This is a genomic window from Streptomyces monticola, assembly GCF_042665355.1.
GTDB classification, from domain to species: domain Bacteria; phylum Actinomycetota; class Actinomycetes; order Streptomycetales; family Streptomycetaceae; genus Streptomyces; species Streptomyces monticola.
The window spans coordinates 1-25,727 of sequence record NZ_JBHTCF010000042.1; the positions used below are offsets into that span (position 1 = coordinate 1).

General features: G+C 70.2%; 22 protein-coding genes, 1 rRNA gene and 1 pseudogene. 7 read left to right on the forward strand and 17 right to left on the reverse strand.

What is annotated here, in order from left to right; all coding sequences use genetic code 11:
- Positions 1 to 755, forward strand: a pseudogene (locus ACFQVC_RS41730) (DUF2637 domain-containing protein); the annotation flags it as partial.
- A gap of 83 nt (positions 756 to 838) precedes the next feature.
- Here the strand turns inward: ACFQVC_RS41730 and lysS are convergent.
- Entirely contained in the window at positions 839 to 2,575 is a 1,737-nt protein-coding gene (gene lysS / locus ACFQVC_RS41735; protein WP_381841783.1) for a lysine--tRNA ligase, read from the reverse strand.
- Positions 2,576 to 2,762: 187 nt separating this feature from the next.
- Here lysS and argS point away from each other — a divergent pair, with 187 nt between their 5' ends.
- Positions 2,763 to 4,550, forward strand: coding sequence for an arginine--tRNA ligase (argS, locus tag ACFQVC_RS41740; protein ID WP_381841786.1), 1,788 nt, complete (start codon positions 2,763 to 2,765; stop codon positions 4,548 to 4,550).
- Between the two features lie 15 nt (positions 4,551 to 4,565).
- Here the strand turns inward: argS and ACFQVC_RS41745 are convergent, their stop codons facing one another.
- The gene (locus ACFQVC_RS41745) at positions 4,566 to 5,825 is read right to left on the reverse strand and encodes an aminotransferase-like domain-containing protein (RefSeq protein WP_381841789.1); all 1,260 of its coding nucleotides are present in this window, start codon (positions 5,823 to 5,825) and stop codon (positions 4,566 to 4,568) included.
- A 185-nt stretch (positions 5,826 to 6,010) separates the two neighbouring features.
- On the opposite strand from ACFQVC_RS41745, the gene ACFQVC_RS41750 reads away from it, so the two are divergent.
- Complete coding sequence (locus ACFQVC_RS41750) at positions 6,011 to 6,337, forward strand: hypothetical protein (RefSeq protein ID WP_381841792.1); 327 nt, start codon at positions 6,011 to 6,013, stop codon at positions 6,335 to 6,337.
- Entirely contained in the window at positions 6,334 to 7,647 is a 1,314-nt protein-coding gene (locus ACFQVC_RS41755; RefSeq protein WP_381841795.1) for a hypothetical protein, read from the forward strand. The genes ACFQVC_RS41750 and ACFQVC_RS41755 overlap by 4 nt, the downstream gene beginning before the upstream one ends.
- Positions 7,648 to 7,711: 64 nt before the next feature.
- Here the strand turns inward: ACFQVC_RS41755 and hemB are convergent, their stop codons facing one another.
- The 6 genes from hemB to ACFQVC_RS41785 all read right to left on the reverse strand — a co-directional run bounded on the left by hemB (position 7,712) and on the right by ACFQVC_RS41785 (position 14,530).
- Complete coding sequence (gene hemB, locus ACFQVC_RS41760) at positions 7,712 to 8,704, reverse strand: porphobilinogen synthase (protein ID WP_381841798.1); 993 nt, start codon at positions 8,702 to 8,704, stop codon at positions 7,712 to 7,714.
- A gap of 140 nt (positions 8,705 to 8,844) precedes the next feature.
- Complete coding sequence (locus ACFQVC_RS41765; protein ID WP_381841801.1) at positions 8,845 to 10,497, reverse strand: bifunctional uroporphyrinogen-III C-methyltransferase/uroporphyrinogen-III synthase; 1,653 nt, start codon at positions 10,495 to 10,497, stop codon at positions 8,845 to 8,847.
- Positions 10,494 to 11,453 (reverse strand): hydroxymethylbilane synthase, encoded by a 960-nt coding sequence (gene hemC / locus ACFQVC_RS41770; RefSeq protein WP_381841804.1) that lies wholly within the window; start codon positions 11,451 to 11,453, stop codon positions 10,494 to 10,496. The genes ACFQVC_RS41765 and hemC overlap by 4 nt, the downstream gene beginning before the upstream one ends.
- On the reverse strand, positions 11,450 to 13,129 hold the full coding sequence (locus ACFQVC_RS41775) for a glutamyl-tRNA reductase (RefSeq protein ID WP_381841807.1): 1,680 nt from the start codon (positions 13,127 to 13,129) through the stop codon (positions 11,450 to 11,452). Before ACFQVC_RS41775 ends, hemC begins: the two co-directional genes overlap by 4 nt.
- The gene (locus tag ACFQVC_RS41780; protein ID WP_381841810.1) at positions 13,126 to 13,920 is read right to left on the reverse strand and encodes a redox-sensing transcriptional repressor Rex; all 795 of its coding nucleotides are present in this window, start codon (positions 13,918 to 13,920) and stop codon (positions 13,126 to 13,128) included. The genes ACFQVC_RS41775 and ACFQVC_RS41780 overlap by 4 nt, the downstream gene beginning before the upstream one ends.
- 319 nt (positions 13,921 to 14,239) lie before the next feature.
- A complete protein-coding gene (locus ACFQVC_RS41785; protein WP_381841812.1) occupies positions 14,240 to 14,530 on the reverse strand; it encodes a glutaredoxin family protein in 291 nt (96 codons plus the stop codon).
- A 183-nt stretch (positions 14,531 to 14,713) separates the two neighbouring features.
- Between ACFQVC_RS41785 and ACFQVC_RS41790 the strand changes: the two genes are divergently transcribed.
- From ACFQVC_RS41790 to ACFQVC_RS41800, 3 genes are all read left to right on the forward strand, one after another.
- Positions 14,714 to 15,673, forward strand: a complete 960-nt coding sequence (locus ACFQVC_RS41790) for an HAD family hydrolase (protein WP_381841815.1) — start codon at positions 14,714 to 14,716, stop codon at positions 15,671 to 15,673.
- 376 nt (positions 15,674 to 16,049) lie between these two features.
- On the forward strand, positions 16,050 to 16,826 hold the full coding sequence (locus tag ACFQVC_RS41795; protein ID WP_381841818.1) for an ECF subfamily RNA polymerase sigma factor, BldN family: 777 nt from the start codon (positions 16,050 to 16,052) through the stop codon (positions 16,824 to 16,826).
- A gap of 288 nt (positions 16,827 to 17,114) precedes the next feature.
- Positions 17,115 to 18,335: a DUF5667 domain-containing protein gene (locus ACFQVC_RS41800; RefSeq protein WP_381841821.1), complete on the forward strand. Its 1,221-nt coding sequence runs from the start codon at positions 17,115 to 17,117 to the stop codon at positions 18,333 to 18,335.
- Between the two features lie 86 nt (positions 18,336 to 18,421).
- On the opposite strand, the gene ACFQVC_RS41805 is transcribed toward ACFQVC_RS41800, so the two are convergent.
- From ACFQVC_RS41805 to rrf, 9 genes are all read right to left on the reverse strand, one after another.
- Complete coding sequence (locus ACFQVC_RS41805; RefSeq protein WP_381841824.1) at positions 18,422 to 19,600, reverse strand: lysophospholipid acyltransferase family protein; 1,179 nt, start codon at positions 19,598 to 19,600, stop codon at positions 18,422 to 18,424.
- A 14-nt stretch (positions 19,601 to 19,614) separates the two neighbouring features.
- Positions 19,615 to 20,700, reverse strand: coding sequence for an NAD-dependent epimerase/dehydratase family protein (locus tag ACFQVC_RS41810; protein ID WP_381841827.1), 1,086 nt, complete (start codon positions 20,698 to 20,700; stop codon positions 19,615 to 19,617).
- A 292-nt stretch (positions 20,701 to 20,992) separates the two neighbouring features.
- Entirely contained in the window at positions 20,993 to 21,091 is a 99-nt protein-coding gene (locus tag ACFQVC_RS41815; RefSeq protein ID WP_003948845.1) for a 30S ribosomal protein bS22, read from the reverse strand.
- A gap of 111 nt (positions 21,092 to 21,202) precedes the next feature.
- Positions 21,203 to 21,412 (reverse strand): helix-turn-helix domain-containing protein, encoded by a 210-nt coding sequence (locus ACFQVC_RS41820; RefSeq protein ID WP_381841830.1) that lies wholly within the window; start codon positions 21,410 to 21,412, stop codon positions 21,203 to 21,205.
- Positions 21,413 to 21,540: 128 nt separating this feature from the next.
- Positions 21,541 to 22,356, reverse strand: a complete 816-nt coding sequence (locus ACFQVC_RS41825) for a phosphatase (protein WP_381841833.1) — start codon at positions 22,354 to 22,356, stop codon at positions 21,541 to 21,543.
- Between the two features lie 176 nt (positions 22,357 to 22,532).
- Positions 22,533 to 23,699, reverse strand: coding sequence for an acetoin utilization protein AcuC (locus ACFQVC_RS41830; protein WP_381841836.1), 1,167 nt, complete (start codon positions 23,697 to 23,699; stop codon positions 22,533 to 22,535).
- Complete coding sequence (locus ACFQVC_RS41835) at positions 23,650 to 24,885, reverse strand: MFS transporter (protein ID WP_381841839.1); 1,236 nt, start codon at positions 24,883 to 24,885, stop codon at positions 23,650 to 23,652. The genes ACFQVC_RS41830 and ACFQVC_RS41835 overlap by 50 nt, the downstream gene beginning before the upstream one ends.
- A gap of 43 nt (positions 24,886 to 24,928) precedes the next feature.
- A complete protein-coding gene (locus ACFQVC_RS41840; protein WP_381841842.1) occupies positions 24,929 to 25,573 on the reverse strand; it encodes an HAD family hydrolase in 645 nt (214 codons plus the stop codon).
- Between the two features lie 76 nt (positions 25,574 to 25,649).
- Positions 25,650 to 25,727, reverse strand: a 5S ribosomal RNA gene (gene rrf, locus ACFQVC_RS41845); the annotation flags it as partial.

Genomic DNA, 25,727 nt, shown 5'->3' on the forward strand with positions numbered 1-25,727 from the left:
AACGCCTCGTCTACCAGGCCCGCCTGCGCTCCCGCTACGGCCGCAACTGGCGCCGCAAAGCCCCCGTCGAATCCCTCATGCCCCTGCGCCTGGCCCGCTACGGCGTCCCCCTCGCCGACACCGCCCCGGCCGGCCTCGCCGCCGCCGGCATCGAACCCAACCTCCTGCCCCCGGCACCCCGGTCCGCGGCCAAGGCCGAGCTGGAGCCGCCGCACCCCACCGCCCCGGAACCGCAGCCGGAACCGCAGCCGCAGCCGCAGCCACAACCGGAGCCCAACCCCTGGTTCAAGGCCCCGCCCCCGCAGCAGGTCCCGTACGAAGGCGGCTACGACCCCACGTACGAACCGGCCCACGAACCCGAACCACAGCACGAACCGGAACCGCTGCCGGAACCCGAATACGACAGCGCCTTCCGGGTCCCCTCGGGCCCCGGCCGCACCCGCCCCCTCACCATCCCCGGCCCGCGCACCGAAGCCGGCCCCGAACCGGAACCCGAGCCGGAACCGGAAGAGGCGCCTGCGTCCGCCCTGCCCGACGACATCACCCGCGAGGAGGCGTACTTCGGCGCCTTCCGCAAGTACGTGAGCGAGCACGGGGACTTCCCCAACGCCCGCCAGTTCGGCATCTATCTGCAGGATCTGTACGGCGTGAAGGGCCAGTCCGGCGGCCCGCTCAGCGAATCCACGCTGCGCCCGTACGTACGCGAGTTCCGCGGCCGCTACCAGGAGGAGCTGGACGCGGAACACATCGCGTAGCCAGGGGCCCGGTCAACGCCTGGGGCGCACAAAGGGCCTCCCCCTGACGGGGAAGGCCCTTGGCACTCATGCGGGACGGCCGGTCAGGCCCCGAGCAGCTTCCGTACCCGCTCCGCCCCCACCGCGAGCAGCAGCGTGGGCAGCCGCGGACCGGTGTCGCGCGAGACGAGCAGGCGGTAGAGCAGCGCGAAGAACGACCGCTGGGCGCCCTTGATCTCCGGCGGCAGCTCCTTGGGCGTGGCGTCCGCGGAGAACCCGGCCTGCACCTTCGGCACGCCGTACACGAGGTGCGTGAGGCCGTCGAGCGACCAGTGCGAGTCAAGGCCGTCGAGCAGCAGCCGCAGCGATTCGCGGCCCTGCTCGTCGAGCGAGGCGAGCAGCTCGGCGTCCGGCTCCGCGCGTACGACGGTGCGCTGGTCGGCCGGGACCTGCGAGTTGATCCACGCCTCGGCCCGGTCGAGCCGCGGCCGCGCCTCGTCGAGCGAGGCGAGCGGGTTCGCCGGGTCGAGCTCGGAGAGGATCCGCAGCGTCTGGTCCTCGGCGCCGGCCGTGATGTCGGCGACCGAGGCGAGGGTGCGGTACGGCAGCGGACGCGGGGTGCGCGGCAGCTCGCCTGCGGCGGTGCGCACGGCGCGGGAGTGCGCGGCGGCGTCGGCCGGGAGCGCCGAACCGTCGGCCACCTTCGTCTCCAGCTTGTCCCACTCGTCGTAGAGCCGCTGGATCTCCTGGTCGAAGGCGATCTTGAAGCTCTGGTTGGGGCGCCGACGCGCGTACAGCCAGCGGAGCAGCTGCGGCTCCATGATCTGCAGCGCGTCGGCCGGGGTCGGCACGCCGCCCTTCGAGGACGACATCTTGGCCATGCCGGAGATCCCGACGAAGGCGTACATCGGGCCGATCGGCTGCTCGCCGCCGAAGATCCCGACGATCTGCCCGCCCACCTGGAACGACGAGCCGGGCGACGAGTGGTCGACGCCGCTGGGCTCGAAGATCACGCCTTCGTACGCCCAGCGCATCGGCCAGTCGACCTTCCAGACCAGCTTGCCCCGGTTGAACTCGGACAGCTTCACGGTCTCGGTGTGCCCGCACTGGCAGACGTACGACAGCTCGGTGGACTCGTCGTCGTACGCGGTGACCGTCGTCAGGTCCTTCTCGCACGCGCCGCAGTACGGCTTGTACGGGAAGTAGCCCGCCCCCGAGCCCGAACCGTCGTCCTCACCGGCCGCGCCCGAGCCCTCGGCGGCCTCCAGCTCGGCCTCGTCGACCGGCTTCTGGGACTTCTTGGCCGGGGCCTTCTTGGTGCGGTACTGGGCGAGGACCGCGTCGATGTCACCGCGGTGCCGCATGGCGAACAGGACCTGCTCGCGGTACGTGCCCGAGGTGTACTGCGCGGTCTGGCTGATGCCCTCGTACTCGACGCCCATCGCGGCGAGCGACTCGACCATGGCGGCCTTGAAGTGCTCGGCCCAGTTCGGGTACGCGGAGCCGGCCGGCGCGGGCACGGAGGTCAGCGGCTTGCCGATGTGCTCCTCCCAGGACTTGTCGACCCCGGCGACACCGGCCGGCACCTTGCGGTAGCGGTCGTAGTCGTCCCAGGACAGCACGTGCCGCACCTGGTGTCCGCGGCGCCGGATCTCGTCGGCGACGAGGTGCGGCGTCATGACCTCGCGCAGATTGCCGAGGTGGATCGGTCCTGAAGGGGAGAGTCCGGACGCGACGACAACGGGTTTGCCCGGGGCACGACGCTCAGACTCGGCAATGACCTCATCCGCGTAACGGGAGACCCAGTCGGTCGTCTCGGTGCTCTGAGCCACGATCGGCACGTCCTCTGATTCCTTGGGATTCATGAAGGCTTACGTCGGCACATGGCCGACCCAGCCATTGTCCCAGACGGCGCGACCCGCTCCGGGGTTGCGTTTCCACGGGAAAACGCGTTGGACGCCCATGGGACACTTGAGCCGTAGCAGAACCCGACGTCCCTGACTGTCACCACGACCAGAACGGAAGCTCATGGCCTCGGTCCCCTCCCTCGCTTCGACCGTCCACCAGCGCCTCGCGGACGCCCTCTCGGCAGCTCTGCCGGAGGCCGGCTCCGCGGACCCGCTGCTGCGACGCAGCGACCGGGCCGACTTCCAGGCCAACGGCATCCTGGCGCTCGCCAAGAAGCTCAAGGGCAACCCGCGCGAGCTGGCCACGCAGGTGACGGACGCCCTGAACTCCGACGGCGCCACCGCCGGCCTGTTCAAGGACGTCCAGGTCTCCGGGCCCGGCTTCCTGAACATCACGGTCGCGGACAGGGCGATCACCGAGACGCTGGCCGCGCGCGCCGCCGACGGCGACCGGCTCGGCGTACCGCTGAAGGAGAACCCGGGCGTCACGGTCATCGACTACGCCCAGCCGAACGTGGCGAAGGAGATGCACGTCGGCCATCTGCGCTCGGCGGTCATCGGTGACGCGCTGCGCGGCATGCTCGACTTCACCGGCGAGCGGACGATCGGCCGGCACCACATCGGCGACTGGGGCACCCAGTTCGGCATGCTGATCCAGTACCTGATCGAGAACCCCGGCGAGCTGGCCCCGGCCGCGGACGAAGCCGCCGTCGACGGCGAGCAGGCCATGTCGAAGCTGAACCGGATCTACAAAGCCTCGCGCGCCGTCTTCGACTCCGACGAGGAGTTCAAGGAGCGGGCCCGCAAGCGGGTCGTCGCCCTGCAGTCCGGCGACAAGGAGACGCTCGACCTGTGGCAGCGGTTCGTCGACGAGTCGAAGGTCTACTTCTACTCGGTCTTCGAGAAGCTGGACATGGAGATCCGCGACGACGAGATCGTCGGGGAGTCCGCGTACAACGACATGATGGCCGAGACGGCGCGGCTCCTGGAGGAGTCGGGCGTCGCGGTCCGCTCCGAGGGCGCGCTCGTCGTCTTCTTCGACGAGATCCGCGGCAAGGACGACCAGCCGGTGCCGCTGATCGTGCAGAAGGCGGACGGCGGCTTCGGCTACGCGGCCTCCGACCTCTCCGCGATCCGCAACCGCGTCTTCGACCTGCACGCGACGACGCTGCTCTACGTCGTGGACGTACGCCAGTCCCTGCACTTCAAGATGGTCTTCGAGACGGCCAGGCGGGCGGGCTGGCTCGGCGACGACGTGACCGCGCACAACATGGGCTACGGCACGGTGCTCGGCGCGGACGGCAAGCCCTTCAAAACCCGTGACGGCGAGACCGTACGCCTGGAGGACCTCCTGGACGAGGCCGTCGAGCGGGCCACGGCCGTCGTGCGCGAGAAGGCCGGGAAGATGGGCCTGAGCGAGGCGGAGATCGCCGAGAACGGGCGGTACGTCGGGATCGGCGCCGTGAAGTACGCGGACCTGTCGACGTCGCCGAACCGGGACTACAAGTTCGACCTGGACCAGATGGTCTCGCTCAACGGCGACACGAGCGTGTATCTGCAGTACGCCTACGCCCGGATCCAGTCGATCCTGCGCAAGTCCGAAGGCGTGCGCCCCGCCGCCCACGCGGAGCTCGAACTCGCCCCGGCGGAGCGGGCCCTCGCCCTGCACCTGGACGCGTTCGGCGAGCTTCTCGCGGAGGCGACCGCGGAGTACGCACCGCACAAGCTGGCCGCGTACCTCTACCAACTGGCCTCGCTGTACACGACGTTCTACGACCAGTGCCCGGTCATCAAGCCGAAGCCGCCGCAGGACGTCGCCGAGAACCGGCTCTTCCTGTGCGACCTCACGGCCCGCACCCTGCACCAGGGCATGGCGCTCCTGGGCATCCGCACCCCGGAGCGGCTCTGAACACCCCGGCGGGCTCTACGAGTTGAGCCCGGCGCGCAGCCTCCGCAGGCCCTCGGCGATCTCGTCGGGGGCCTGCGTCACAAAGCACAGGCGCAGCGTCGCCGGGTCCGGGTCTTCGGCGTAGAACGGCGCCCCGGGCACATACGCCACGTCGTGCGCGACGACCGCCCCGAGGAGCCGCGCGGCGTCGTGCCCGTCGGGCAGCCGGGCCCACAGGAACATGCCGCCTTCGGGCCGGTTCCAGGTGGAGCCCTCGGGCAGGGCGTCCGCGAGGCCCGCGAGCATGGCGTCGCGGCGCTCGCCGTAGACGGCCGCGACCCGCGCCACGTGCGCGTCCAGGTCGCGGTGGCCCAAGTACCAGGCGGCGGCGAGCTGGTTGACGGTCGGCGTATGCAGATCGGCCGCCTGCTTGGCGATGGCGCAGGCCCGCAGCAGGGCCGCGGGCGCGCGCAGCCAGCCGAGCCTGAGGCCGGGCGCCATCACCTTGGAGAAGCTGCCGAGCAGCACGGTCCTGTCCTCGGCCCCGGGGTACGAGGCGATCCAGGGCACCCGCTCCCCCTCGAAGCGCAGCTCGCCGTACGGGTCGTCCTCGACGATCCACAGGCCGCGGCGCCCGGCGACCTCCGCGACGGCGGCCCGCCGCGGCCCCGGCAGGGTCCGCCCGGTCGGGTTCTGGAAGGTGGGCACGGTGTAGAGCAGCTTGGGCCGGTGCTCGGCGACGAGCGCGTCGAGTGCCTCCGGGTCGATCCCGTCGTCGTCGCCGGGCACGGCCACCACGCGCGCGCCCGCGAAGGCGAAGACCTGAAGTGCCGCCAGATAGCAGGGCTTTTCGACGAGGATGGTGTCGCCGGGTTCGATCAGGGCGGTGGCGAGCAGTGACAGGCCCTGCTGCGAACCGGTGGTGACGATCAGGTCGTCGGCGGCGGTCGCGAGGCCCCGGGCGGCGAACCGGTCGGCGACGGCCTCGCGCAGCACGGGCTCACCCTCCGTCGTGGAGTACTGCAGGGCCCGCGCCGGGGTCTCCTCCAGTACGGCACGGAAGGCGGCGGCGACGCCCTCGGTGTCGAAGAACGTGGGCGCGGGCAGACCGCCCGCGAAGTTGATCATCTCGGGGCGCGCGGTGACGGCGAGGATGTCCCGTACCGGCGAGCCGCCGACCGCGGCCGCACGGGCGGCGAGCGGCGGCGTGGGCGCGGCAGGAGCGGGCGTGGGCGCAGGCGCGGCAAGTGCGTTCGCGGAGGCGGCAGTTGTGGCGTCCGGCTCGGTCACGGTCATCTCGGCTCCTTCACGGAAACAGCTCCTCGTCCGCACGGGGCGGCCCTTCCCGCAGCCTAAGTGTGTACGTACCATCTACACCCGGCGTTTCGGCATGCGGACGCCTACGATGCTGCGCACCCAGGTCCACCCAGTTCCCGACACCCGGGTCCGCGATACCCAGGTCCGCAATTCCGAGGAGCCCCATGACGGACGGCACCGGCTTCGCCGCCGACCCGCACTCCATAGACGGCAGCGCCCATCTCCTCACGGAAACGGCGGGGCTGCTGCACGAGGGCAGGCTCGACGCCGATCTCGGCACCCTCGCCCGCACCCCCGTGGCGCACGCCGAACTCGGCGCCGCGAACGAGAAGTTCGCCCGGCACGCGGCCGACCAGCACCGCGATCTGGTCACCCTCCTGACGGCCCTGTCCACGGCCCTGAAGACCACCGGCGGCGCCTACACCCACGTCGACCGCGCCACCCGCGAGGGCTTCGCGTCCTTCCTCGACACCGCGGAGTTGTCGAAGTGACGACGTACTACGCCGATGTGCAGTACCTCGAGGACTGCGTCCCGGCCCTGATCGAGCGCAACGCCGCCGAGTACAAGCGGATGCACGACCTCCTCGACTCGGTGGGGCCCGCCGTCGCCAAGGGCCGCGACACCCAGTGGGTCAGCGCGTCCCGTGCGCACTACGAGGACCGGCTCGGCGATGTCGAGGCCCTGACGGCCGGCCTCAAGGACGGCTTCGAGAAGGCCTGGAAGGCGCTGCTCCGCTACGCCGACGCCGTCGAGGACGCGAAGAAGCACCTGAGCACGGGCACCGACTGCGCGGAGCGGCTCGGCAAGCTCGTCGGGGACGGCGAGGGCGAGGCCATGAAGCGCTGGGAGGACCGGCGCGACTCCTCCGGCGTGCTCGACTGGATCTCGGACGCCGCGGCGCCCGGTGACGTCGACGAGATCCGCGAAGAGGCGGACCGCTGGTACGACCAGGCCTCCGAGGCCTTCCGGCGCGCCCTGCGCGCCGAGGAGTCGATGCGCCGCGAGTCCATGACCGACCTGGACGCGGCCCGCGCCCTGATCCCCGACTTCCGCAGCGGCTTCAAGGACGCCGCTGCCCTGCTGTCCCGGGTCGGGGATCTGCGCGCCGAGGCCGCACAGGCACGCAGCGACCCGAACACCCGCCTGGCGGGCAGCGGCACCAAGACGGACGCGTTCCCGCGGGTCGGCAAGGACGTCACCGTCTCCCCCGCGCTCGCCCGTATCCAGAAGCTCTCCGCGGATCTGCCCGAGGGCAAGGACACCGGTTACTGGCTGCCCGGCTCGTCGGACGGCAAGCGCCGCGAGTGGATCGAGGCCAACAGCGCGGCCATCCACGCCGCCGCCAAGGAGAACGGCCTGCCGCCCGATGTGATCGCGGGCATCGCCTGGCGCGAGGTCGACGGCGACCCGGCCGTCATCGACGATGTCACCGACACCGCCCGGCAGTTGGGCATCGGCGGCGACGCCGACCGGACCTCGATGGGCCCGCTGCAGATCCAGATCCGGCGCGCGGCCGAGGTGCTCGGCTACGACCCGGCGGCCCTCACCGACGCTCAGCGCGACGAGGTCGAGTCGGCGGTGAAGAACCCCTCGCAGAACGTGTTCATCGCCTCCGAGTACCTGTCACGGCTCAAGTCGGAGAGCGAGTTCGCCGACGTACCGGCGAGCGAGATGACACCCGCCCAATACCAGGAACTCGCCGCCCGCTACAACGGCGGCCCCTACTGGGAGAGCGACGACGCCCAGGCGTACGGCCGTGACTTCATGACCGACCTGGGCGCGGCTCGAGAGGCTCTCTAGGCCTCCGGCGGGCCCACTTTCGGGTGGGCCCACTCTCCGGTGGGCCCACCTGCGGCGGCCGCGCTCAGCGCAGAGCGCGCGCCGCCTCGATCGCCCAGTAGGTGAGGATCAAGCCGGCCCCGGCCCGCTTGATCCCGGTGAGGGTCTCCAGGATCGCCTTGTCCCGGTCGATCCAGCCCTTCTCCGCGGCGGCCTCGACCATCGCGTACTCACCGGAGATCTGGTACGCCGCCACCGGCACGTCCACGGCGTCGGCGACCTTGGCGAGGATGTCGAGATAGGGCCCGGCGGGCTTGACCATCACCATGTCGGCGCCCTCTTCCAGGTCGAGCGCCAGCTCCCGCAGGGACTCACGGACGTTCGCCGGGTCCTGCTGGTACGTCTTGCGGTCGCCCTTCAGGGACGAGCCGACGGCCTCACGGAAGGGGCCGTAGAACGCGGACGAGTACTTGGCGGTGTACGCGAGGATCGACACGTCCTCGTGCCCGGTCTGGTCGAGCGCGTCCCTGACCACCCCGACCTGCCCGTCCATCATGCCGCTCGGGCCCACGACATGGACGCCCGCGTCGGCCTGGACCTGCGCCATCTCGGCGTACCGCTCAAGCGTCGCGTCGTTGTCGACCCGGCCGTCGGCGTCCAGGACACCGCAGTGCCCGTGGTCCGTGTACTCGTCGAGGCAGAGATCGGACATGATCACGAGGTCGTCGCCGACCTCCGACTTCACGTCCCTGATGGCCACTTGGAGAATTCCGTCGGGATCGGTGCCCGCGGTACCGGCCCCGTCCTTCTTCTCGTCCTCCGGCACCCCGAACAGCATGATCCCGGCGACCCCGGTCTCGACCGCCTCGACGGCGGCCTTCCGCAGGGTGTCGCGGGTGTGCTGCACGACGCCCGGCATCGCCTCGATCGGCACCGGCGCACTGATCCCCTCCCGCACGAACGCGGGCAGAATCAGATCCGCCGGATGCACCCGCGTCTCGGCAACCATCCGCCGCATGGCGGGGGTGGTACGCAGCCGCCGGGGACGGGACCCGGGAAACGAACCGTACGCAGTCATGCCGTCTTCACCTCGTGCTGTCACATCTGTTGAGCCCGCCCGGCGATCGAGGGCGAGCCCGAAGGGCGATGCGGGGTCCGGGGCAGAGCCCCGAAGCCGGCCGCGGGCCTTTCGGGAAGGGGCGGGGTGGGGAAACAAACCTACGTCGTGGCCCGACGTCTGCGCGCCCCCGGCCGCCGCTCACTGGGCCGGGTCACCGTCTCCCCGGCCTCGACAGCCGCCGCACGCCGCGCGGAACCGAACTCCGCGAGCGCCTCGGCCAGCTTGTGCACGGACGGCTCCGGAGCCATCACATCCACCCGGAGCCCGTGCTCCTCGGCGGTCTTGGCCGTGGCGGGACCGATACACGCGATGACCGTCACGTTGTGCGGCTTGCCGGCGATACCGACCAGATTCCGCACGGTCGAGGACGAGGTGAACAGCACGGCGTCGAAGCCACCGCCCTTGATCGCCTCACGCGTCTCGGCCGGCGGCGGCGAGGCCCGCACGGTCCGGTAGGCCGTGACGTCGTCGACCTCCCAGCCGAGTTCGATCAGACCGGCCACGAGGGTCTCGGTGGCGATGTCGGCACGCGGCAGGAAGACCCGGTCGATCGGGTCGAAAACGGGGTCGTACGGCGGCCAGTCCTCAAGGAGACCGGCGGCCGACTGCTCACCGCTCGGCACGAGGTCGGGCTTCACACCGAAGGCGATGAGCGCCTTCGCGGTCTGCTCGCCCACGGCCGCGACCTTGATCCCGGCGAAGGCACGGGCGTCGAGCCCGTACTCCTCGAACTTCTCGCGCACGGCCTTCACGGCGTTCACCGACGTGAAGGCGATCCACTCGTAGCGCCCGGTCACGAGACCCTTGACGGCCCGCTCCATCTGCTGCGGCGTCCGCGGCGGTTCGACGGCGATCGTCGGCACCTCGTGCGGCACGGCGCCGTACGAGACGAGCTGGTCGGAGAGCGAGGCCGCCTGCTCCTTCGTACGCGGTACGAGCACCTTCCAGCCGAACAGCGGCTTGGACTCGAACCACGACAGCTGGTCGCGCTGGGCAGCAGCGGAGCGCTCACCGACCACGGCTATGACGGGCTGGTGCCCCTGCGGCGAGGGCAGCACCTTCGCCTGCTTGAGCACCTGCGCGACCGTGCCGAGCGTCGCGTTCCAGGTGCGCTGGCGCGTGGTCGTGCCGGCGACCGTGACGGACATCGGGGTGTCCGGCTTACGGCCGGCGGCGACCAGTTCACCGGCGGCCGCGGCCACGGTCTCCAGGGTGGTGGAGACGACCACGGTGCCGTCGCTCGCGCCCACCTCGGTCCAGCAGCGCTCGGAGGCGGTCCGCGCGTCCACGAACCGGACGTCGGCGCCCTGGGCGTCGCGCAGCGGCACACCCGCGTAGGCGGGCACACCGACGGCGGCCGCGATACCCGGCACCACCTCGAAGGGGATGCCTTCGGCGGCGCAGGCGAGCATCTCCTCGCCGACGCCCGCGTCCAGGCCCGGGTCACCGGTCACGGCACGCACGACCCGCTTGCCGCCGCGCGCGGCCGCCATGACAAGATTGGCGGCATCCGCGGGGCTTGATGACTCGTCAGCCCCGGCTTGCTGAGGCGTGCCTGAGATGTCGGCGCCTGCCCGCGCATGGCTGCGGACGACGTCGAGCACATCGGGCTCGGCGATCAGCACTTCCGCGCCGGCGAGCGCTTCGACGGCGCGCAACGTGAGCAGTCCCGGGTCACCGGGTCCGGCACCGAGGAAGGTGACGTGCCCGTGTCCTGAGGACGCCGGAGGTACAGAGGTGGTGGGGCTCAATGTGCTCGCTCCCCCATCAGACCGGCCGCACCCTTGGCCAGCATCTCGGCCGCGAGTTCGCGGCCCAGCGCTTCGGCCCGGTCTTGGGTGTTGGGTACGGAACCGGTGGTGGACAGCTGCACCAGCTCGGAGCCGTCGGTCGTGCCGACGACGCCGCGCAGGCGCATTTCCTTGACAACCTGTCCGTCGGCCAGAAGGTCGGCCAGTGCTCCCACGGGTGCGGAGCAGCCGGCCTCCAGGGCGGCGAGCAGGGAACGCTCGGCGGTCACGGCGGCCCGCGTGTACGGGTCGTCGAGCTCGGCGAGGGCGGCAGCGAGCTCCGCGTTGGCGGCGGTGCACTCGACTGCCAGGGCCCCCTGGCCGGGGGCGGGCAGGACGGTGTCGACCGAGAGGAACTCGGTCACTTCCCCGCTCCTGCCGATGCGGTTGAGCCCGGCCGCGGCAAGCACCACGGCATCCAGCTCCCCGCTGCGTACGAATCCGATCCGGGTGTCGATGTTGCCGCGGATCGGCACGGTCTCGATGCGCATGCCGTGGCTGCGCGCATACGCGTTCAACTGGGCCATACGGCGCGGCGACCCGGTGCCCACCCGGGCGCCGTCCGGCAGCTCCGCGAAGGTCAGGCCGTCGCGCGCGATCAGTGCGTCGCGCGGGTCCTCGCGCTGCGGCACCGCGGCCACGACCAGGTCGTCCGGCTGGGCCGTGGGCAGGTCCTTGAGGGAGTGCACGGCGAAGTCGACGTCACCCCGCAGCAGCGCGTCCCGCAGCGCGGTGACGAACACGCCGGTGCCGCCGATCTGCGCGAGCTGCTCCTTGGACGTGTCGCCGTACGTGGTGATCTCGACGAGCTCCACGTCCCGTCCGGTCAACTGCCGTACGGCGTCCGCCACATGGCCGGACTGGGCCATGGCGAGCTTGCTGCGCCTGGTCCCCAGCCTGAGTGCTGTCTGGGTCATGCCCGCCCTCGATTCGGGTCGTCTGTGGTGCTCGAGTCCGCCCGGGAAACGGAGGCCACCGTCTGCGGGTCGAGGTCGAAGAGTGTGCGCAGCGCGTCCGCGTACCCGGCACCGCCGGGCTCGCTGGCCAGCTGCTTGACCCGCACGGTCGGGGCGTGCAGGAGTTTGTCGACGACGCGGCGCACGGTCTGCGTCATCTCGGCGCGCTGCCGCTCGTCCAGGTCGGGCAGGCGGCCCCGCAGGCGCGCCATCTCGCTCTCGACGACATCGGCGGCCATGGTGCGCAGGGCGACCACGGTCGGGGTGATGTGCGCGGCCCGCTGTGCGGCGCCGAAGGCGGCCACCTCGTCGGCGACGATGGTGCGCACCTGGTCCACGTCGGCGGCCATCGGGGCGTCGGCGGAGGCCTCGGCCAGCGACTCGATGTCGACCAGGCGCACCCCGTCGATGCGGTGCGCGGCGGCGTCGATGTCGCGCGGCATGGCGAGATCGAGCAGCGCGAGCTTCACGGGCACGGACGCGGGTCGTACGTCGGAGCGCTGCGGCACCACGTCCGTGCGCTGCGGGCGCTCACCGCGCCGCGCGGCGGAGGCGGGCCCCACGGCCGGCACCGGGCAGGCCGCGCCCGACTCGGAACCCGTCGCCGGGCGGTCGAGCAGAGCGCCGTTGTCGGCCCAAGTCCCGTGCAGTTCGGGCGATTCGACCTCGGACTCGGGCCTGAGGTCCACCAGACCGCCGTCGGAGATACGTCCGTCACGGTCCGCCACGGCCGCGAGCCTGGCCACCAGGCTCCCGTCGGGAGCCCGGAGGTTCGGGGCCTCGGCGTCGACGGGGTGTGCCCCGGAAGCGAGGGCCGCGGCCACGGTCTCGCCGGGCAGCACGAGTCCGGTGGCGCCGGTGCAGGAGACGACGACGTCGACTCGTGTCAGCTCGTCCGCCACGGATTCCATGGTGGCGACCCGGGCCGACACTCCCGTACCGCCGTCGGAGAGGATCTCCACGAGCCGCTCGGCGCGCTCCAACGTCCGGTTGGCGACCACGACTTCGGCCACGCCGACCCGTGCGAGCGTCGCCGCGGCGAGCGAGGACATCGAGCCCGCGCCGATCACGAGGACGCGCTTGCCCGCGGCCCACTGGTCCACGGCCGCGCCGGCCGCGAGCTGTTCGAGCCCGAAGGTGACGAGGGACTGTCCGGCCCGGTCGATCCCGGTCTCGGAGTGCGCCCGCTTGCCGACCCGAAGGGCCTGCTGGAAGAGGTCGTTGAGCAGCCGGCCCGCGGTGTGCAGCTCCTGCGCGGTGGCGAGGGAGTCCTTGATCTGCCCGAGGATCTGCCCCTCGCCGACGACCATGGAGTCGAGCCCGCAGGCCACCGAGAACAGGTGGTGGACGGCCCGGTCCTCGTAGTGCACATAGAGATAAGGAGTGAGCTCCTCGAGGCCCACGCCGCTGTGCTGGGCGAGCAGCGTGGACAGCTCGGCGACACCGGCGTGGAACTTGTCCACGTCGGCGTAGAGCTCGATGCGGTTGCAGGTGGCGAGCACCGCGGCCTCGGCTGCGGGCTCGGCGGCCACCGTGTCCTGCAGCAGCTTGGTCTGGGCGTCCGTGCCGAGCGCGGCGCGCTCCAGGACGCTCACAGGGGCGCTGCGGTGGCTGAGGCCGACGACGAGGAGGCTCATGCCGGCATCACGGCGGGCACGTCCCCGTCGGGTCCCTTGCGGTCCGCGGCCTCGGTACGCGCACCGGGCGCGGGCGGCACGGCGGCGTCGGCGACGGCTTCCGCCACGACGGCGTCCGCCGCGGCCTCCTCACCGGCCTTGCGCTGCTCGTGGAAGGCGAGGATCTGCAGCTCGATGGAGAGATCCACCTTGCGTACGTCGACACCGTCCGGCACGGAGAGCACCGTCGGCGCGAAGTTCAGAATGGAGGTGACCCCGGCGGCCACGAGGCGCTCGCAGACCTGCTGCGCCGCACCGGCGGGCGTCGCGATGACACCGATCGAGACACCGTTGTCCTCGATGATCTTCTCGAGGTCGTCGGTGTGCTGCACGGGCATGCCCGCGACGGGCTTTCCGGCCATTGCGGGATCGGCGTCGATCAGCGCCGCGACCCGGAAACCACGCGAGGCGAAGCCGCCGTAATTGGCAAGCGCCGCACCGAGGTTACCGATACCGACGATCACAACCGGCCAATCCTGGGTCAGACCCAGTTCACGGCTGATCTGGTACACGAGATACTCAACGTCGTAACCGACGCCCCTGGTCCCGTACGACCCCAGATACGAGAAATCCTTGCGCAACTTCGCGGAGTTGACCCCCGCCGCGGCCGCGAGCTCCTCGGAAGAGACCGTGGGAACCGAGCGCTCCGACAGTGCGGTCAGCGCGCGAAGGTACAGCGGAAGCCTGGCGACGGTGGCCTCGGGAATCCCTCGGCTGCGGGTCGCCGGTCGGTGAGTTCGGCCAGTTGCCACGGTGCTCCTGCGGGTAGAGCGGGGCTGCAGGCGGCCAGTAGTCCCCAGACCGCCCCGTCGAATGCAGGCTATGTCTTTGTGAACGCGTGCACAAAGATGGTGTCCGGTTTGTCCGGCCAAAGTGACCGGCGTCACGCGCCACTTGTGCGCCGTAGTGGAACCGGCGCGCAAGCAGTGCCGTCGCGTACCCGAAGGGGGCAAAACCGTACACACTCCTCACGATTTTCCACGCCCCCGAGACCAAATCGCCCCCGATCGTAAACGACTTTCCAGACCGGTCGGTCAGTTCCGGGCGAGCGAAGGCGGCACCGCCCCCGAACTACGCGGTCAGCGCCCGTCGTAGACGATCTTCATTGACCCGCCAGAAGTCGTGCTGCGCACCGTCCACGAGCACCACCGGGATCTGCTCCCAGTACTTGCGGTGCAGCTCCTCGTCCTGCGTGATGTCCTTCTTCTCCCATGCGGCTCCCGTCTCACCGCAGACCTTCTCGATCACCCCCTGCGCCACATCGCACAGATGGCAGCCGGGCTTGCCGATCAAGGTGACCAGACGGTCCTCGGGCTTCTTCTTCTCCGTACGCCGATCCGTACGCCGAAAGATGGGGCTCATACAGCCATTCTCGCGCGCCCGGACCACAGCGGAACGCCATCGGCGGCAGCCCTCCGGCCTCCGCTACCGCCGCTTCGACGCGCCGCGCAGATCGAGCCCTTAACGGCCCGGTAGCGGAGAGTTCACAGCCTCCGAACGCTGTCGACTCCGGAACCACCGAACAGACTGGCTATGCTCACGGGCATGGCCGCTCTCGGATGGCTCACTCCCCGTAGGCGCTCCGCCACCGCGCGCAGCGTCCTGGCAGGCGAGGCCTCGGCAGAGGCAGCGCGCAAGTCGTCGCAGGAGCTGGAGCAGCTCGCCGACGGAGCCGCGCCCGAAGAGCTCGACGGGTCCGGCAAGGACGCAGAACCCGAGTTCCCGGTCGCCGGCGACGACAAGGCCGCCGCCTTCTTCGACCTCGACAACACCGTGATGCAGGGCGCCGCGATCTTCCACTTCGGCCGCGGCCTCTATAAGCGGAAGTTCTTCCAGCGCCAGGAACTGGCCCGATTCGCCTGGCAGCAGGCGTGGTTCAGGCTCGCCGGCGTCGAAGACCCCGAGCACATGCAGGACGCCCGCGACAGCGCCCTGTCCATCGTCAAGGGCCATCGCGTCGCCGAGCTGATGTCCATCGGCGAGGAGATCTACGACGAGTACATGGCGGAGCGCATCTGGCCGGGCACCCGCGCCCTGGCCCAGGCGCACCTGGACGCGGGCCAGAAGGTCTGGCTCGTCACCGCCGCCCCCGTCGAGACCGCCACGATCATCGCCCGCCGCCTCGGCCTGACCGGCGCCCTCGGCACCGTCGCCGAGTCCATCAACGGCGTCTACACCGGCAAGCTCGTCGGCGAACCCCTGCACGGCCCCGCGAAGGCCGAGGCGGTGCGCGCGCTCGCCGCCGCCGAGGGCCTGGACCTGAGCCGCTGCGCCGCGTACAGCGACTCGCACAACGACATCCCGATGCTGTCCCTCGTAGGACATCCCTACGCGATCAACCCGGACAGCAAGCTGCGCAAATACGCTCGCGAACGGGACTGGCGGCTGCGCGACTACCGCACCGGCCGCAAGGCCGCCAAGGTCGGTATCCCCGCCGCGGCCGGCGTCGGCGCGATCGCGGGCGGCACCGCCGCGGCGATCGCCCTGCACCGCCGCCGCCGCTGATACGAACAGCACAGCCGATACAGCCGATACGCGGCGGTACACCGGGAATCCGCCGCGGATACGCAGGCAATCCCTTCTTCTTACCCGGCAGCGCCCCCGCCAGTCCCGTTCGCGGCGCTTCTTGAGAAACAGCCACAACACGCCCCGCGCTCAGACAGATCACGGTCTAATCCGATCAACAACTGCTCACTCACCTGCACTTGAAGCGTCGGAGATCCGTAACAGAAGCGACGGAATCGATGATTTGAGCAACTGGGTGTAGCGCTGCCTGTACGAAGCGTTATTCTCCTCAGACGCATACCGGACCCCACACGTTGCTACGACGGGTGAACGGTCCCGCACTGCACGTGATGGAAGCTCTGCCTCTGGGAGTCCCGTGTACCCACACGTCGGGGTTGACGCCTCGGGCCTGGCTACGCTGCGCGCAACGGTCCTCGACCGCTTGCGCGGCTTCGTCCCCACCGCGTACGCCGTCCCTGCCTTTGCCGTCCCTGCGCCCGTCGGCCCCGCCTATGCCCTGGCCGAGGGCAGCACCGCGGCCGTCGGCAGACGGGGCCGCACCGGCGGCGCGTCGACCACCGCCCGCCGTCCCGCCGCGGACAGCGACAGCGCCCGCATGATGGATCTGGTGGAGCGCGCCCAAGCCGGCGAATCCGATGCCTTCGGCCGCCTCTATGACCAGTACAGCGACACCGTCTACCGCTACATCTACTACCGCGTCGGCGGCAAGGCCACCGCCGAGGACCTGACCAGCGAGACCTTTCTGCGCGCCCTGCGCCGTATCGGCACCTTCACCTGGCAGGGCCGCGACTTCGGCGCCTGGCTGGTGACGATCGCCCGCAATCTGGTCGCCGACCACTTCAAATCGAGCCGCTTCCGCCTGGAAGTGACCACGGGCGAAATGCTCGACGCCAACGAGGTCGAGCGCAGCCCGGAGGACTCCGTCCTCGAATCCCTCTCCAACGCCGCGCTCCTGGACGCCGTGCGCCGCCTCAACCCCCAGCAGCAGGAGTGTGTGACCCTGCGCTTCCTGCAGGGCCTCTCGGTCGCCGAGACCGCCCGCGTGATGGGAAAGAACGAGGGCGCCATCAAGACCCTCCAGTACCGCGCGGTCCGCACGCTCGCCCGCCTCCTGCCGGACGACGCCCGCTGACCGGCACCCGCCCCCGCAGTCGGCACCATCCGACTCAGGCTCCTCACCCCTGCTCCGGCGACCCACCGTGACCCTCAACTCACCTCCCGTGACGGGGCGATACCGGAAGCAGTCGGATCATCTTTCGTCCGTAACCCAAGTGCCGAGACAGTCGTTGTGCGGGATGCAGGCTCCCTGTGGTCGCTGCCTGCCCGGCTCCACTCACTCGATCGTGTGGCCGGGCGCAGGGCGTGCAACCTTCAGGACCCCCTGGGGAGTCGGACGTCATGACGAGAGGAGGTGCCGCCAGTGATCGCGAATGTTTCGGCACACCGGCGGGCGAACGCCTTCGCCCAGGCCCTGGAGGAGCATTCCGACCAGGCCGCGGCGGCCGAGCAGCCGGAGACCCAAGAGGGCTCCGCCGCTGCCGAACAGGCGGCGCAGAGCCGAATGTTGGCGCTTGCCGGCGGTCTCGGCGAGCTGCCGAAGCCGGAGTTGGACCCCGAGGTCAAGGTGGTCCAGCGAGCCCAATTGGTGGCCGCGATGGAGGCCATGCTGCAGGAGGGCACGGCTGCGGGAGGCGATGCGGCGGGCCCTACGGTGCCCGAGCAGCGCTCCCGCAAGGGCGCCCACCGGGCAAGCCCTCTGCGGAAGTTGCGCTCCCGCTCCCGGCTTTCGAAGGGCATCGCCGCGGGCGGGCTCACCGTGGGTGTGGCCGCAGGAGCCTTCAGCGGAGTCGCCGCTGCCAGCTCCGACGCCCTGCCGGGTGACTCGCTCTACGGCCTGAAGCGCGGCATGGAAGACCTCAAGCTCGGCATGGCCGGCGACGAGTCGGCCCGTGGCGAGCTGTATCTCAACCAGGCCTCGACCCGGCTCCAGGAGGCCCGTCGCCTCATGGAGCGCGGCCGCGCGGGTGACCTCGACCACGAGTCGGTGGGCGAAGTGCGGCGCGCCCTCAGCGGCATGAAGCACGACGCCTCCGAGGGTCACCGGCTGCTGCACGAGGCCTATCAGCGGGACGGCGCCATCGCACCGATCCAGACCCTGTCGAGCTTCTCCCAGTCGCATCGCCAGAGTTGGAGCACCCTGCGCGAGCGGCTTCCCCTGCAGCTCTCCGACGTCGGCGAGCAGGTCAACTCCGTCTTCGACGCCATAGACGAAGAAGTCGGCCCGCTGCAGGGACTGCTGCCCCGCACCCCGGAAACCGGCAGCGGCACGGGCCGTCCCGGCCAGTCGAGCTCCGGCGCCACCGGCGGTCAGTACAGCGAGCAACCCCCGGCCAACGGCACTTCGAGCGGGCCCACGGGCAGCGCGAGCAAGCCCCAGCCGTCCACGTCGGACTCGGCGGACGAGGGCCTGCTCGGCGGCGGCACGGGTGGCCTGCTCGAACCCCCGGAGGACGAGGCGAGCCCCTCCACCCCGCCCGACGGCAAGAACACCCCGGCCGAGCCGGACATCACCCTGCCCCCGGTGCTGCCCGGACTCCTCCCGGACCTCGGCATCGACGGCGAGGACACCACGAAGAAGTAGCGCCACACGGCTGGGGTGCCCCGCGACCACTCGCAGGGCACCCCAGCCGCGTACGCACGAGGCAGCGGCTCACACGAGGCAGCGGCTCAGAAGAACACCGACCGCCGCTGCACAAGAAGCTTGTACAGCGTGTGCTGGATCTGCTCCCGCACCTGGTCGGTCAGATTGAACATCAGCATCGGGTCCTCGGCCGCCTCCGGCGGATAGCCGTCCGTCGGAATCGGCTCACCGAACTGGATCGTCCACTTCGTCGGCAGCGGCACCATGCCGAGCGGCCCCAGCCACGGAAACGTCGGCGTGACCGGGAAGTACGGGAAGCCGAGCACCCGCGCCAAGGTCTTGGCGTTACCGATCATCGGGTAGATCTCCTCGGCCCCGACTATCGAGCACGGCACGATCGGCGTCCCCGCCCGCAGCGCCGTGGAGACAAACCCGCCGCGGCCGAACCGCTGCAGCTTGTACCGCTCGCTGAACGGCTTGCCGATGCCCTTGAACCCCTCGGGCATCACGCCCACCAGCTCACCGCCCTCGAGGAGCCGCTGCGCGTCCTCGGCGCAGGCCAGCGTGTGCCCCGCCTTGCGGGCCAGTTCGTTCACCACCGGCAGCATGAACACCAGGTCCGCGGCGAGCAGCCGCAGATGCCGCTGCGCGGGATGGTTGTCGTGCACGGCAACCTGCAGCATCACACCGTCGAGCGGCAGCGTCCCGGAGTGATTGGCGACGATCAGCGCCCCGCCGTCGGTCGGGATGTTCTCGATGCCCTTCACCTCGACCCGGAAGTACTTCTCGTACACGGGCCGCACCATCGACATCAGGACCTGCTCGGTGAGCTCCTGGTCGTAGCCGAACTCATCGACCTCGTAGTCCCCGGTCAGCCGGCGCCGCAGAAAGGCCAGACCGCCCGCGATCCGCCGCTCCCAGCCGCCTCCGCCGCCGGTCGTGGGCTCGGGTTCGGGCTGCTGCTCCCGTGCCTCCTGCGCGATGCGTACGTCCTCGTGGGCCTCGGCCGCCGCGGCCGCGGCCTTCTTCGTCCCCCGGGCGTCCTTCTTCTGCTTGCCCAGACCCGGGCCCTTGGCGTCCTCGGCGGGCCGCTGCTCCTGCGGAGAGACACCGTCCTGGCCACCGGACAGCGCCTTCACTTCGCGTACGGCCGAGGGGTCGCCCTTGCGCCGGCTCGCCGGCCTGCGTCGTGCCGGGCGCTGCGCACCGCCGCGCGACCGGTCGGCAGCCCCGTCGTCGAATGGAATGACCTTGGCGTCCGCCATTGTTGATGCGCTCCTCAGTTGGCGCTCTGCGTCGGGTGCTGTGCGGCGTTCTCGCCGTGCTCGGCCGGGCCGCCCGCGAAGGGCAGCGCGGCGATCCGGTCGACGGCCTTCGCCAGGGCCTGCGGCGGCAGGAGTCCGGGGCCACGGCTACGGGCGAAGTCGGCGAAGGTCTCCGCGGTGGTGAACTTCGGCCTGAACCCCAGTGTCTCGCGCATCTGGTCGGTGGACACCACCCGGCCATGGGTGAGCAGCCGCACCTGCTCCGGCGAGAAGTCCGTGAGGCCCACGGTGCGCAGTGCGCTGCCCGCCCAGGTGACGGCCGGAAGCAGCACGGGCACGGTCGGCCGGCCAAGACGCCGCGAGCACTGGGAGAGCAGCAGCACACCCTCGCCCGCGACATTGAACGTTCCGCTGTTCAGGGTGCCCCGCTCGGGCTCGTGCGAGGCGATCCGCAGCACCTCGATGACATCGTCCTCGTGCACGAACTGCAGGCGCGGGTCATAGCCGAGGACGGTCGGCAGGACCGGCAGGGAGAAGTACTCGGCGAGCGGTGTGCCTGCGGTCGGCCCGAGGATGTTCGCGAACCGCAGTACACACACGGCCACGTCGGGGCGGCGCCGCGCGAAGCCGCGCACATAGCCCTCGACCTCCACCGCGTCCTTCGCGAAGCCGCCGCTCGGCAGCGACTTGGGCGGCGTGGTCTCGGTGAAGACAGCGGGGTCCTTGGGCGCCGAACCGTACACATTGGTACTGGACTTGACCACGAGCCGCTTCACCGAGGGCGACTTCTGGCAGGCACCGAGCAGTTGCATGGTGCCGATGACGTTGTTCTCCTTGACCGAGCCCCGGCTGCCGCCGCCGAGCGCGGTGCCGGTGACATCCATGTGCACCACCGTGTCCACGGAGGCCTCGGCAAGGACCCGCGCGATCGTCGGCTGGCGGATGTCGGCCTGCAGGAAGTCGGCGCCACCGAGATGGTGCTCGGGCGGCACCGCGTCCACGGCTACGACCCGGTCCACGTCGGGATCGCGCTGAATACGGCGTACGAAACGGCCCCCGAGCTGCCGGGCGACCCCGGTCACGAGCACGACCTTGCCCAAGATCAGCGCCTTCCTTCCAAGACTGTGCCGCGCCCCGCTCTGCCCTACCCCGTACGCGCCACGTTAGCGGGTGGATGTTGCGCTGTGATGACCTCTTACTGCACGAAGTGACGACAGCCACAATCGGGATGGTTGTTGAAATTCAATGGAAAACGGCGAAAAGGGCGCTCCAGTAGTCAGTTGAGGCCGCTCGGGACCACTTGAGCCGCCTCCTCCCAGTTCCCTCCCGAAAAGCAACGAAGCCCCCCACCTGACGGTGAGGGGCTTCGCGATGCGCTGTGTCCAGCGCCGCTTACTTCTTGTTGCGACGCTGAACGCGCGTGCGCTTGAGCAGCTTGCGGTGCTTCTTCTTGGCCATCCGCTTACGCCGCTTCTTGATAACAGAGCCCACGACTACCCTCGCTCACTTCTCTTCACTCGGTGCGGGGCAGACTGGGCCCACACGACCTACGTCGGCCTAGCCTACCCGCCCAAGCGCTGAGCCGTTAATCGAGGTGGCCGATCAACCTGTCTCGACCCCCACGTATGAATCGCGAAGGTACTCGTGCACCGAGTTCTCCGGGACTCGGAATGACCTCCCCACCCGGATCGCCGGCAGATGACCACTGTGTACCAGCCGGTACACGGTCATCTTCGACACTCGCATCGCCGAGGCGACTTCCGCCACGGTCAGAAACTGCACCTCGCTCAGAGGCCTCTGCTCAGCAGCCATGACACACCTGAACCTTCCACACATGACGGGCACCGGCTTCCCCTTCCGGTGACTCCTCGTCGCTGTGCGCTCACTCCCAGAGTAGAGGCGGGTGGTGCGAGTGGGGAAGAGGAGCTGCCATCGGCCGCCTACTGTGACAGACACGCTCGATTGAGTACATAGCGAGTAAGCGGTCGGTAGTAATCAGACCGCACAGCGTCATCAAGCGGAACGGCCACGGACACCCGCCCCTCCGCCTCTCCGACGAACAGCGCCGGATCATCCGTATCCGCAAGGCCGATCGCCTCAACACCTAGCTGACCTGCACCGCAGACCCATCCGTGGTCTCCGACGACCAGCTCGGGCAGGGGCCCGCCGGCCTCCGCCGCGGCCGCCAGAACCGTACGGACCGGGAGCGGGGAGTGCGTGTGTGCGCCGGTCTCACGACCGGCGCCCTCTTCGCCTGGTTCCCGCACCAGCGCGACTCCCCGTACGTAGTCAAGGTTGTAGGTGCGTAGACCGAACCGGGTCGTTATGTCGACAGAGCAACCCTGCGCGGGGGTGAGTACGGGACATCCGGCCGCTGAGAGCGCGTCTGCCAACTCGGCGTAGAACCCAAGCAGTCGGTGCGGATGCCCGGTGCCGAACAGCACCGGCACCCGGCGTTCGGCGGCCGTCGCGATCCGCTCCGCGAAGGCCTCAAGGCCCGCCAACGTCCGCTCCGGATCGATCACATCGGGCCCCGACGTATGCCGGGGATCGGCGGAGACTCCGCACTTGTCAGCCATCAGCGCGATCAAGTCCCGGTCGCCCCAGGCCCATTCCGGATCGAGTCCGAGCAGCACCCGGGGATCACGGGCGGCGAACAGCCGGTAGCTGCGCAGGCTCTCCTCCCGTGACGTGGCCACAGGGCCCGCGAGCCGGGCCGCGAGGAGATGCGCGCGCAGGGCGCCGGTACTCAGCACGCCTGAGATGTTGACGCATCGCCACCCCCGGAACCACCAAAACCCCGAAAAACCCCCACAGTTGGGCTAACCCCTGCTGGTCCGGCCTCCGGCGCCACAACCACTGGGCTACGAGAGCGGGTACGCGGAAGCGGGTCGACGGCAACGGCTCGACGGGAGCGGGCCCACGGGAGCCTCTACGGCAGCATCCCCCGCAGCGGAAAGACCGCGCGCCGAGTGGCCAGCACGGCCTGGTCGAGGCGGTCGGCCGGGTCGTACCCCTGGTCCCAGGAGGCCCATGACACCGGCCACCGGCCGTCCGTCATCCGCCGGGGCCCCGATTCCCGTGTGCGGGCGAACACTTCCTGCCGCCACTGCTCCGGAATCTCCGTCTCCGGCACGATCTCCCGCCCCGCGGCGATCGCCACAAGATGCGTCCAGGACCGCGGCACCACGTCCACCACGGCATAACCACCGCCCCCGAGCGCCACCCAACGCCCGTCCGCGTATGCGTGCGCGAGCTCATGGCAGGCGACCTGCACCGCCCGCTGTGCGTCGAGCGAGACCGCCAGATGTGCCAGGGGGTCCTCGAAGTGGGTATCGGCGCCGTGCTGCGTCACGAGCACCTGGGGGCGGAATTCCGCAAGGAGCTCGGGCACCACCGAATGGAAGGCCCGCAGCCAGCCCGCGTCGCCGGTGCCCGCCGGCAGCGCCACATTCACCGCGCCGCCCTCGGCCTCGCCCGTCTCCTCCGGCCAGCCGGTCTGCGGGAAGAGGGTACGGGGATGCTCGTGCAGCGAGATCGTCAGAACCCGCGGGTCCTCCCAGAACGCCGCCTGCACACCGTCTCCGTGGTGCACATCGACATCCACATACGCGACCCGCTCGGCGCCCAGCTCCAGGAGGCGCGCGATGGCCAGCGCCGCGTCGTTGTAGATACAGAATCCGGCCGCCCCACCGGGCATCGCGTGGTGCAGGCCCCCTGCGAAGTTCACCGCGTGCGCGGCCTCGCCCCGCCAGACCGCCTCGGCCGCGCCCACCGACTGGCCGGCGATCAGCGCGGAGACCTCGTGCATACCGGCGAACGCGGGGTCGTCCATGGTCCCCAGGCCATAGGAGCCGTCGGCCCCCTTGGGATCGGCGGACGCCGCCTTGACCGCCTCCACATAGTCCGCGCGGTGCACGAGGCGCAGTGTCGACTCCCCCGCGGACTTGGCCGCGACGACATCGATCTCCTGGTCGAGTCCATACGCCGCGATGAGCCGTCTGGTCAGCGCAAGGCGGACCGGGTCCATTGGGTGCCCGGGGCCGAAGTCATAGCCCGTTACTGCCTCGTCCCACATCAACTGTGCGCGGCCGCTCATGCACGTCACCGTATCGGTCGGGGTCGGGGGCGAACGATCGGGCGTACACCAGCGTCACAAGCACCAACACCATCGGAACGAGCATGGCCCCCCGGTAGTTCCAGGCATCTCCCAATGCCCCCACCAGCGGCGAACCGATCAAAAAACCCACGTAGTTGAAGATATTGAGGCGCGCGATGGCCGTGTCCGATGCCCCGGGGAACAGCCGCCCGGCGGCGGCGAAGGTCTGCGGCACCACCACGCACAACCCGAGCCCGAGCAGGGTGAAGCCCAGCATCCCCACCCAGGCCCCCGGCGCCGCGGCGACCACGGCGAAGCCGAGCGCGGCGAGGAGCGTGCCCACGCGCACCACCGCCACAGCCCCGAAGCGGCGTACGCCCCGATCCCCCACGGCTCGCCCGATCAGCGTCGTGACCATGTAGATGTTGTACGGAACGGTCGCCAGCTGCTCCGAACTGCCCAGCACGTCCTGCAGATACTTCGCGCTCCAGTTGGAGACCGTCGAGTCCCCGATGTACGCGAACGTCATCACCAGGCAGAGCGGCAGCAGGACCTTGGCCGCCACCGGCGAAGCCGAACTCCCGCCCCCACCATCGCTCTTGGCCTCACCACTCGCACTCTCGGCCTTCGCGTCGACATACCACCGGCTCGCGACGAACGCGGCGGGCAGCAGCACCGCCGCCACCGGCAGATACGACACGAACAGCGACAGCTCCCAGTGCGCCCCCACCCAGGCGAGCGAGGCACCCACGATCCCGCCGAGGCTGTACGCGGCATGGAATCCGAGCATGATGCTGCGCCCGTACGTCCGCTGGAGACTCACCCCGAGCATGTTCATCGACGCGTCCAGGGCGCCGACCGCAAGCCCGAACCCCCCGAGCGCGAGCGCGACTTCCCACAGCTCGCTGCCGGCCCCGACCCCGACGAGGGCAAGGAGCACAACGGGCTGCGACCACCTCAGCACCCGGCTGGGCGGCACCCTCTTCACCAGGTGTTCGGTGGCGACACTGCCGACCCCCGCGAGGATCGGCACGGCCGCGAGGAAGACGGGCAGCAGCCCGTCGGATATCCCGTACCGGTCCTGGATCGCAGGGATACGTGTCACCAGGAGGGCGAAAGCCGCCCCCTGCACAAAGAAACTGACCGCCAGGGCGCCCCTGCCGTACCGCAATCGCGCGTCCGTCATGGCGGCACAGCGTAAGCCCGTCCGCTACCCGCGGGTAGATGGATCAGGCAAGCAATTCCATGAGCTGCCCCATGTCGGCGAAGCAGGCGGTCGCCCCGACGAGCCGGTCCTGCGGCGTCATCGCGGTGAAGCCGTACACATCCATCCCCGCGGCCCTCGCGGCCTGCACCCCGAGCGGGCTGTCCTCGATGACCACACAGCGCTCCGGCGCTACGCCCATGTTCTGGGCCGCGTACAGAAAGAGGTCGGGTGCCGGCTTGCCCTTCCCGACATCCTGCGAGCTGAAGATCCACTCTTCTTCGAACCACTCGCTGAGGCCCGTCTTGTGGTGCCCGACCTCGATCCGCTCATGGCTCCCCGAGGAGGCCACACAGTACGGAACACCTTCGGCCGTGAGCTTTCCCAGCACCTCGTCCACGCCGGCCACGGGCTTCAACTCCCGCTGGAATGCGGCGAATACCCGCTCGTGGTACTTCTCGTCGAAGTCGTCGGGCAGCCGCTGCCCACTCCTTTCGGCGACGAGGTCGTGCACTCGGTGCACGGCCGCCCCCATGTAGTCCCTCAATGACTCCTCGTACGTCGTGGGGTGTCCCAACTCCGTGAGGTAGTCGGCGAGGATCGTGTTGGAGATCGGCTCGCTGTCCACGAGCACTCCGTCATTGTCGAAGATCACCAGGTCGTAGCGCATGGTTCGAGCCTATGGCCTCGGACCTAAAACGCAGGAAAGCCCCGCACCAATGGTGCGGGGCTTTCCCTCAAAAATAGTTCGGCGGCGTCCTACTCTCCCACAGGGTCCCCCCTGCAGTACCATCGGCGCTGTAAGGCTTAGCTTCCGGGTTCGG

Bases quoted from the DNA above. Each gene is read 5' to 3' on its own strand.
- argS (WP_381841786.1), top strand. From the start codon at position 2,763: ATGGCCTCGGTCCCCTCCCTCGCTTCGACCGTCCACCAGCGCCTCGCG.
- ACFQVC_RS41745 (WP_381841789.1), bottom strand. From the start codon at position 5,825: ATGACCGTGACCGAGCCGGACGCCACAACTGCCGCCTCCGCGAACGCA.
- ACFQVC_RS41750 (WP_381841792.1), top strand. From the start codon at position 6,011: ATGACGGACGGCACCGGCTTCGCCGCCGACCCGCACTCCATAGACGGC.
- hemB (WP_381841798.1), bottom strand. From the start codon at position 8,704: ATGACTGCGTACGGTTCGTTTCCCGGGTCCCGTCCCCGGCGGCTGCGT.
- hemC (WP_381841804.1), bottom strand. From the start codon at position 11,453: ATGACCCAGACAGCACTCAGGCTGGGGACCAGGCGCAGCAAGCTCGCC.
- ACFQVC_RS41775 (WP_381841807.1), bottom strand. From the start codon at position 13,129: ATGAGCCTCCTCGTCGTCGGCCTCAGCCACCGCAGCGCCCCTGTGAGC.
- ACFQVC_RS41785 (WP_381841812.1), bottom strand. From the start codon at position 14,530: ATGAGCCCCATCTTTCGGCGTACGGATCGGCGTACGGAGAAGAAGAAG.
- ACFQVC_RS41790 (WP_381841815.1), top strand. From the start codon at position 14,714: ATGGCCGCTCTCGGATGGCTCACTCCCCGTAGGCGCTCCGCCACCGCG.
- ACFQVC_RS41805 (WP_381841824.1), bottom strand. From the start codon at position 19,600: ATGGCGGACGCCAAGGTCATTCCATTCGACGACGGGGCTGCCGACCGG.
- ACFQVC_RS41820 (WP_381841830.1), bottom strand. From the start codon at position 21,412: ATGGCTGCTGAGCAGAGGCCTCTGAGCGAGGTGCAGTTTCTGACCGTG.
- ACFQVC_RS41830 (WP_381841836.1), bottom strand. From the start codon at position 23,699: ATGAGCGGCCGCGCACAGTTGATGTGGGACGAGGCAGTAACGGGCTAT.
- ACFQVC_RS41835 (WP_381841839.1), bottom strand. From the start codon at position 24,885: ATGACGGACGCGCGATTGCGGTACGGCAGGGGCGCCCTGGCGGTCAGT.
- ACFQVC_RS41840 (WP_381841842.1), bottom strand. From the start codon at position 25,573: ATGCGCTACGACCTGGTGATCTTCGACAATGACGGAGTGCTCGTGGAC.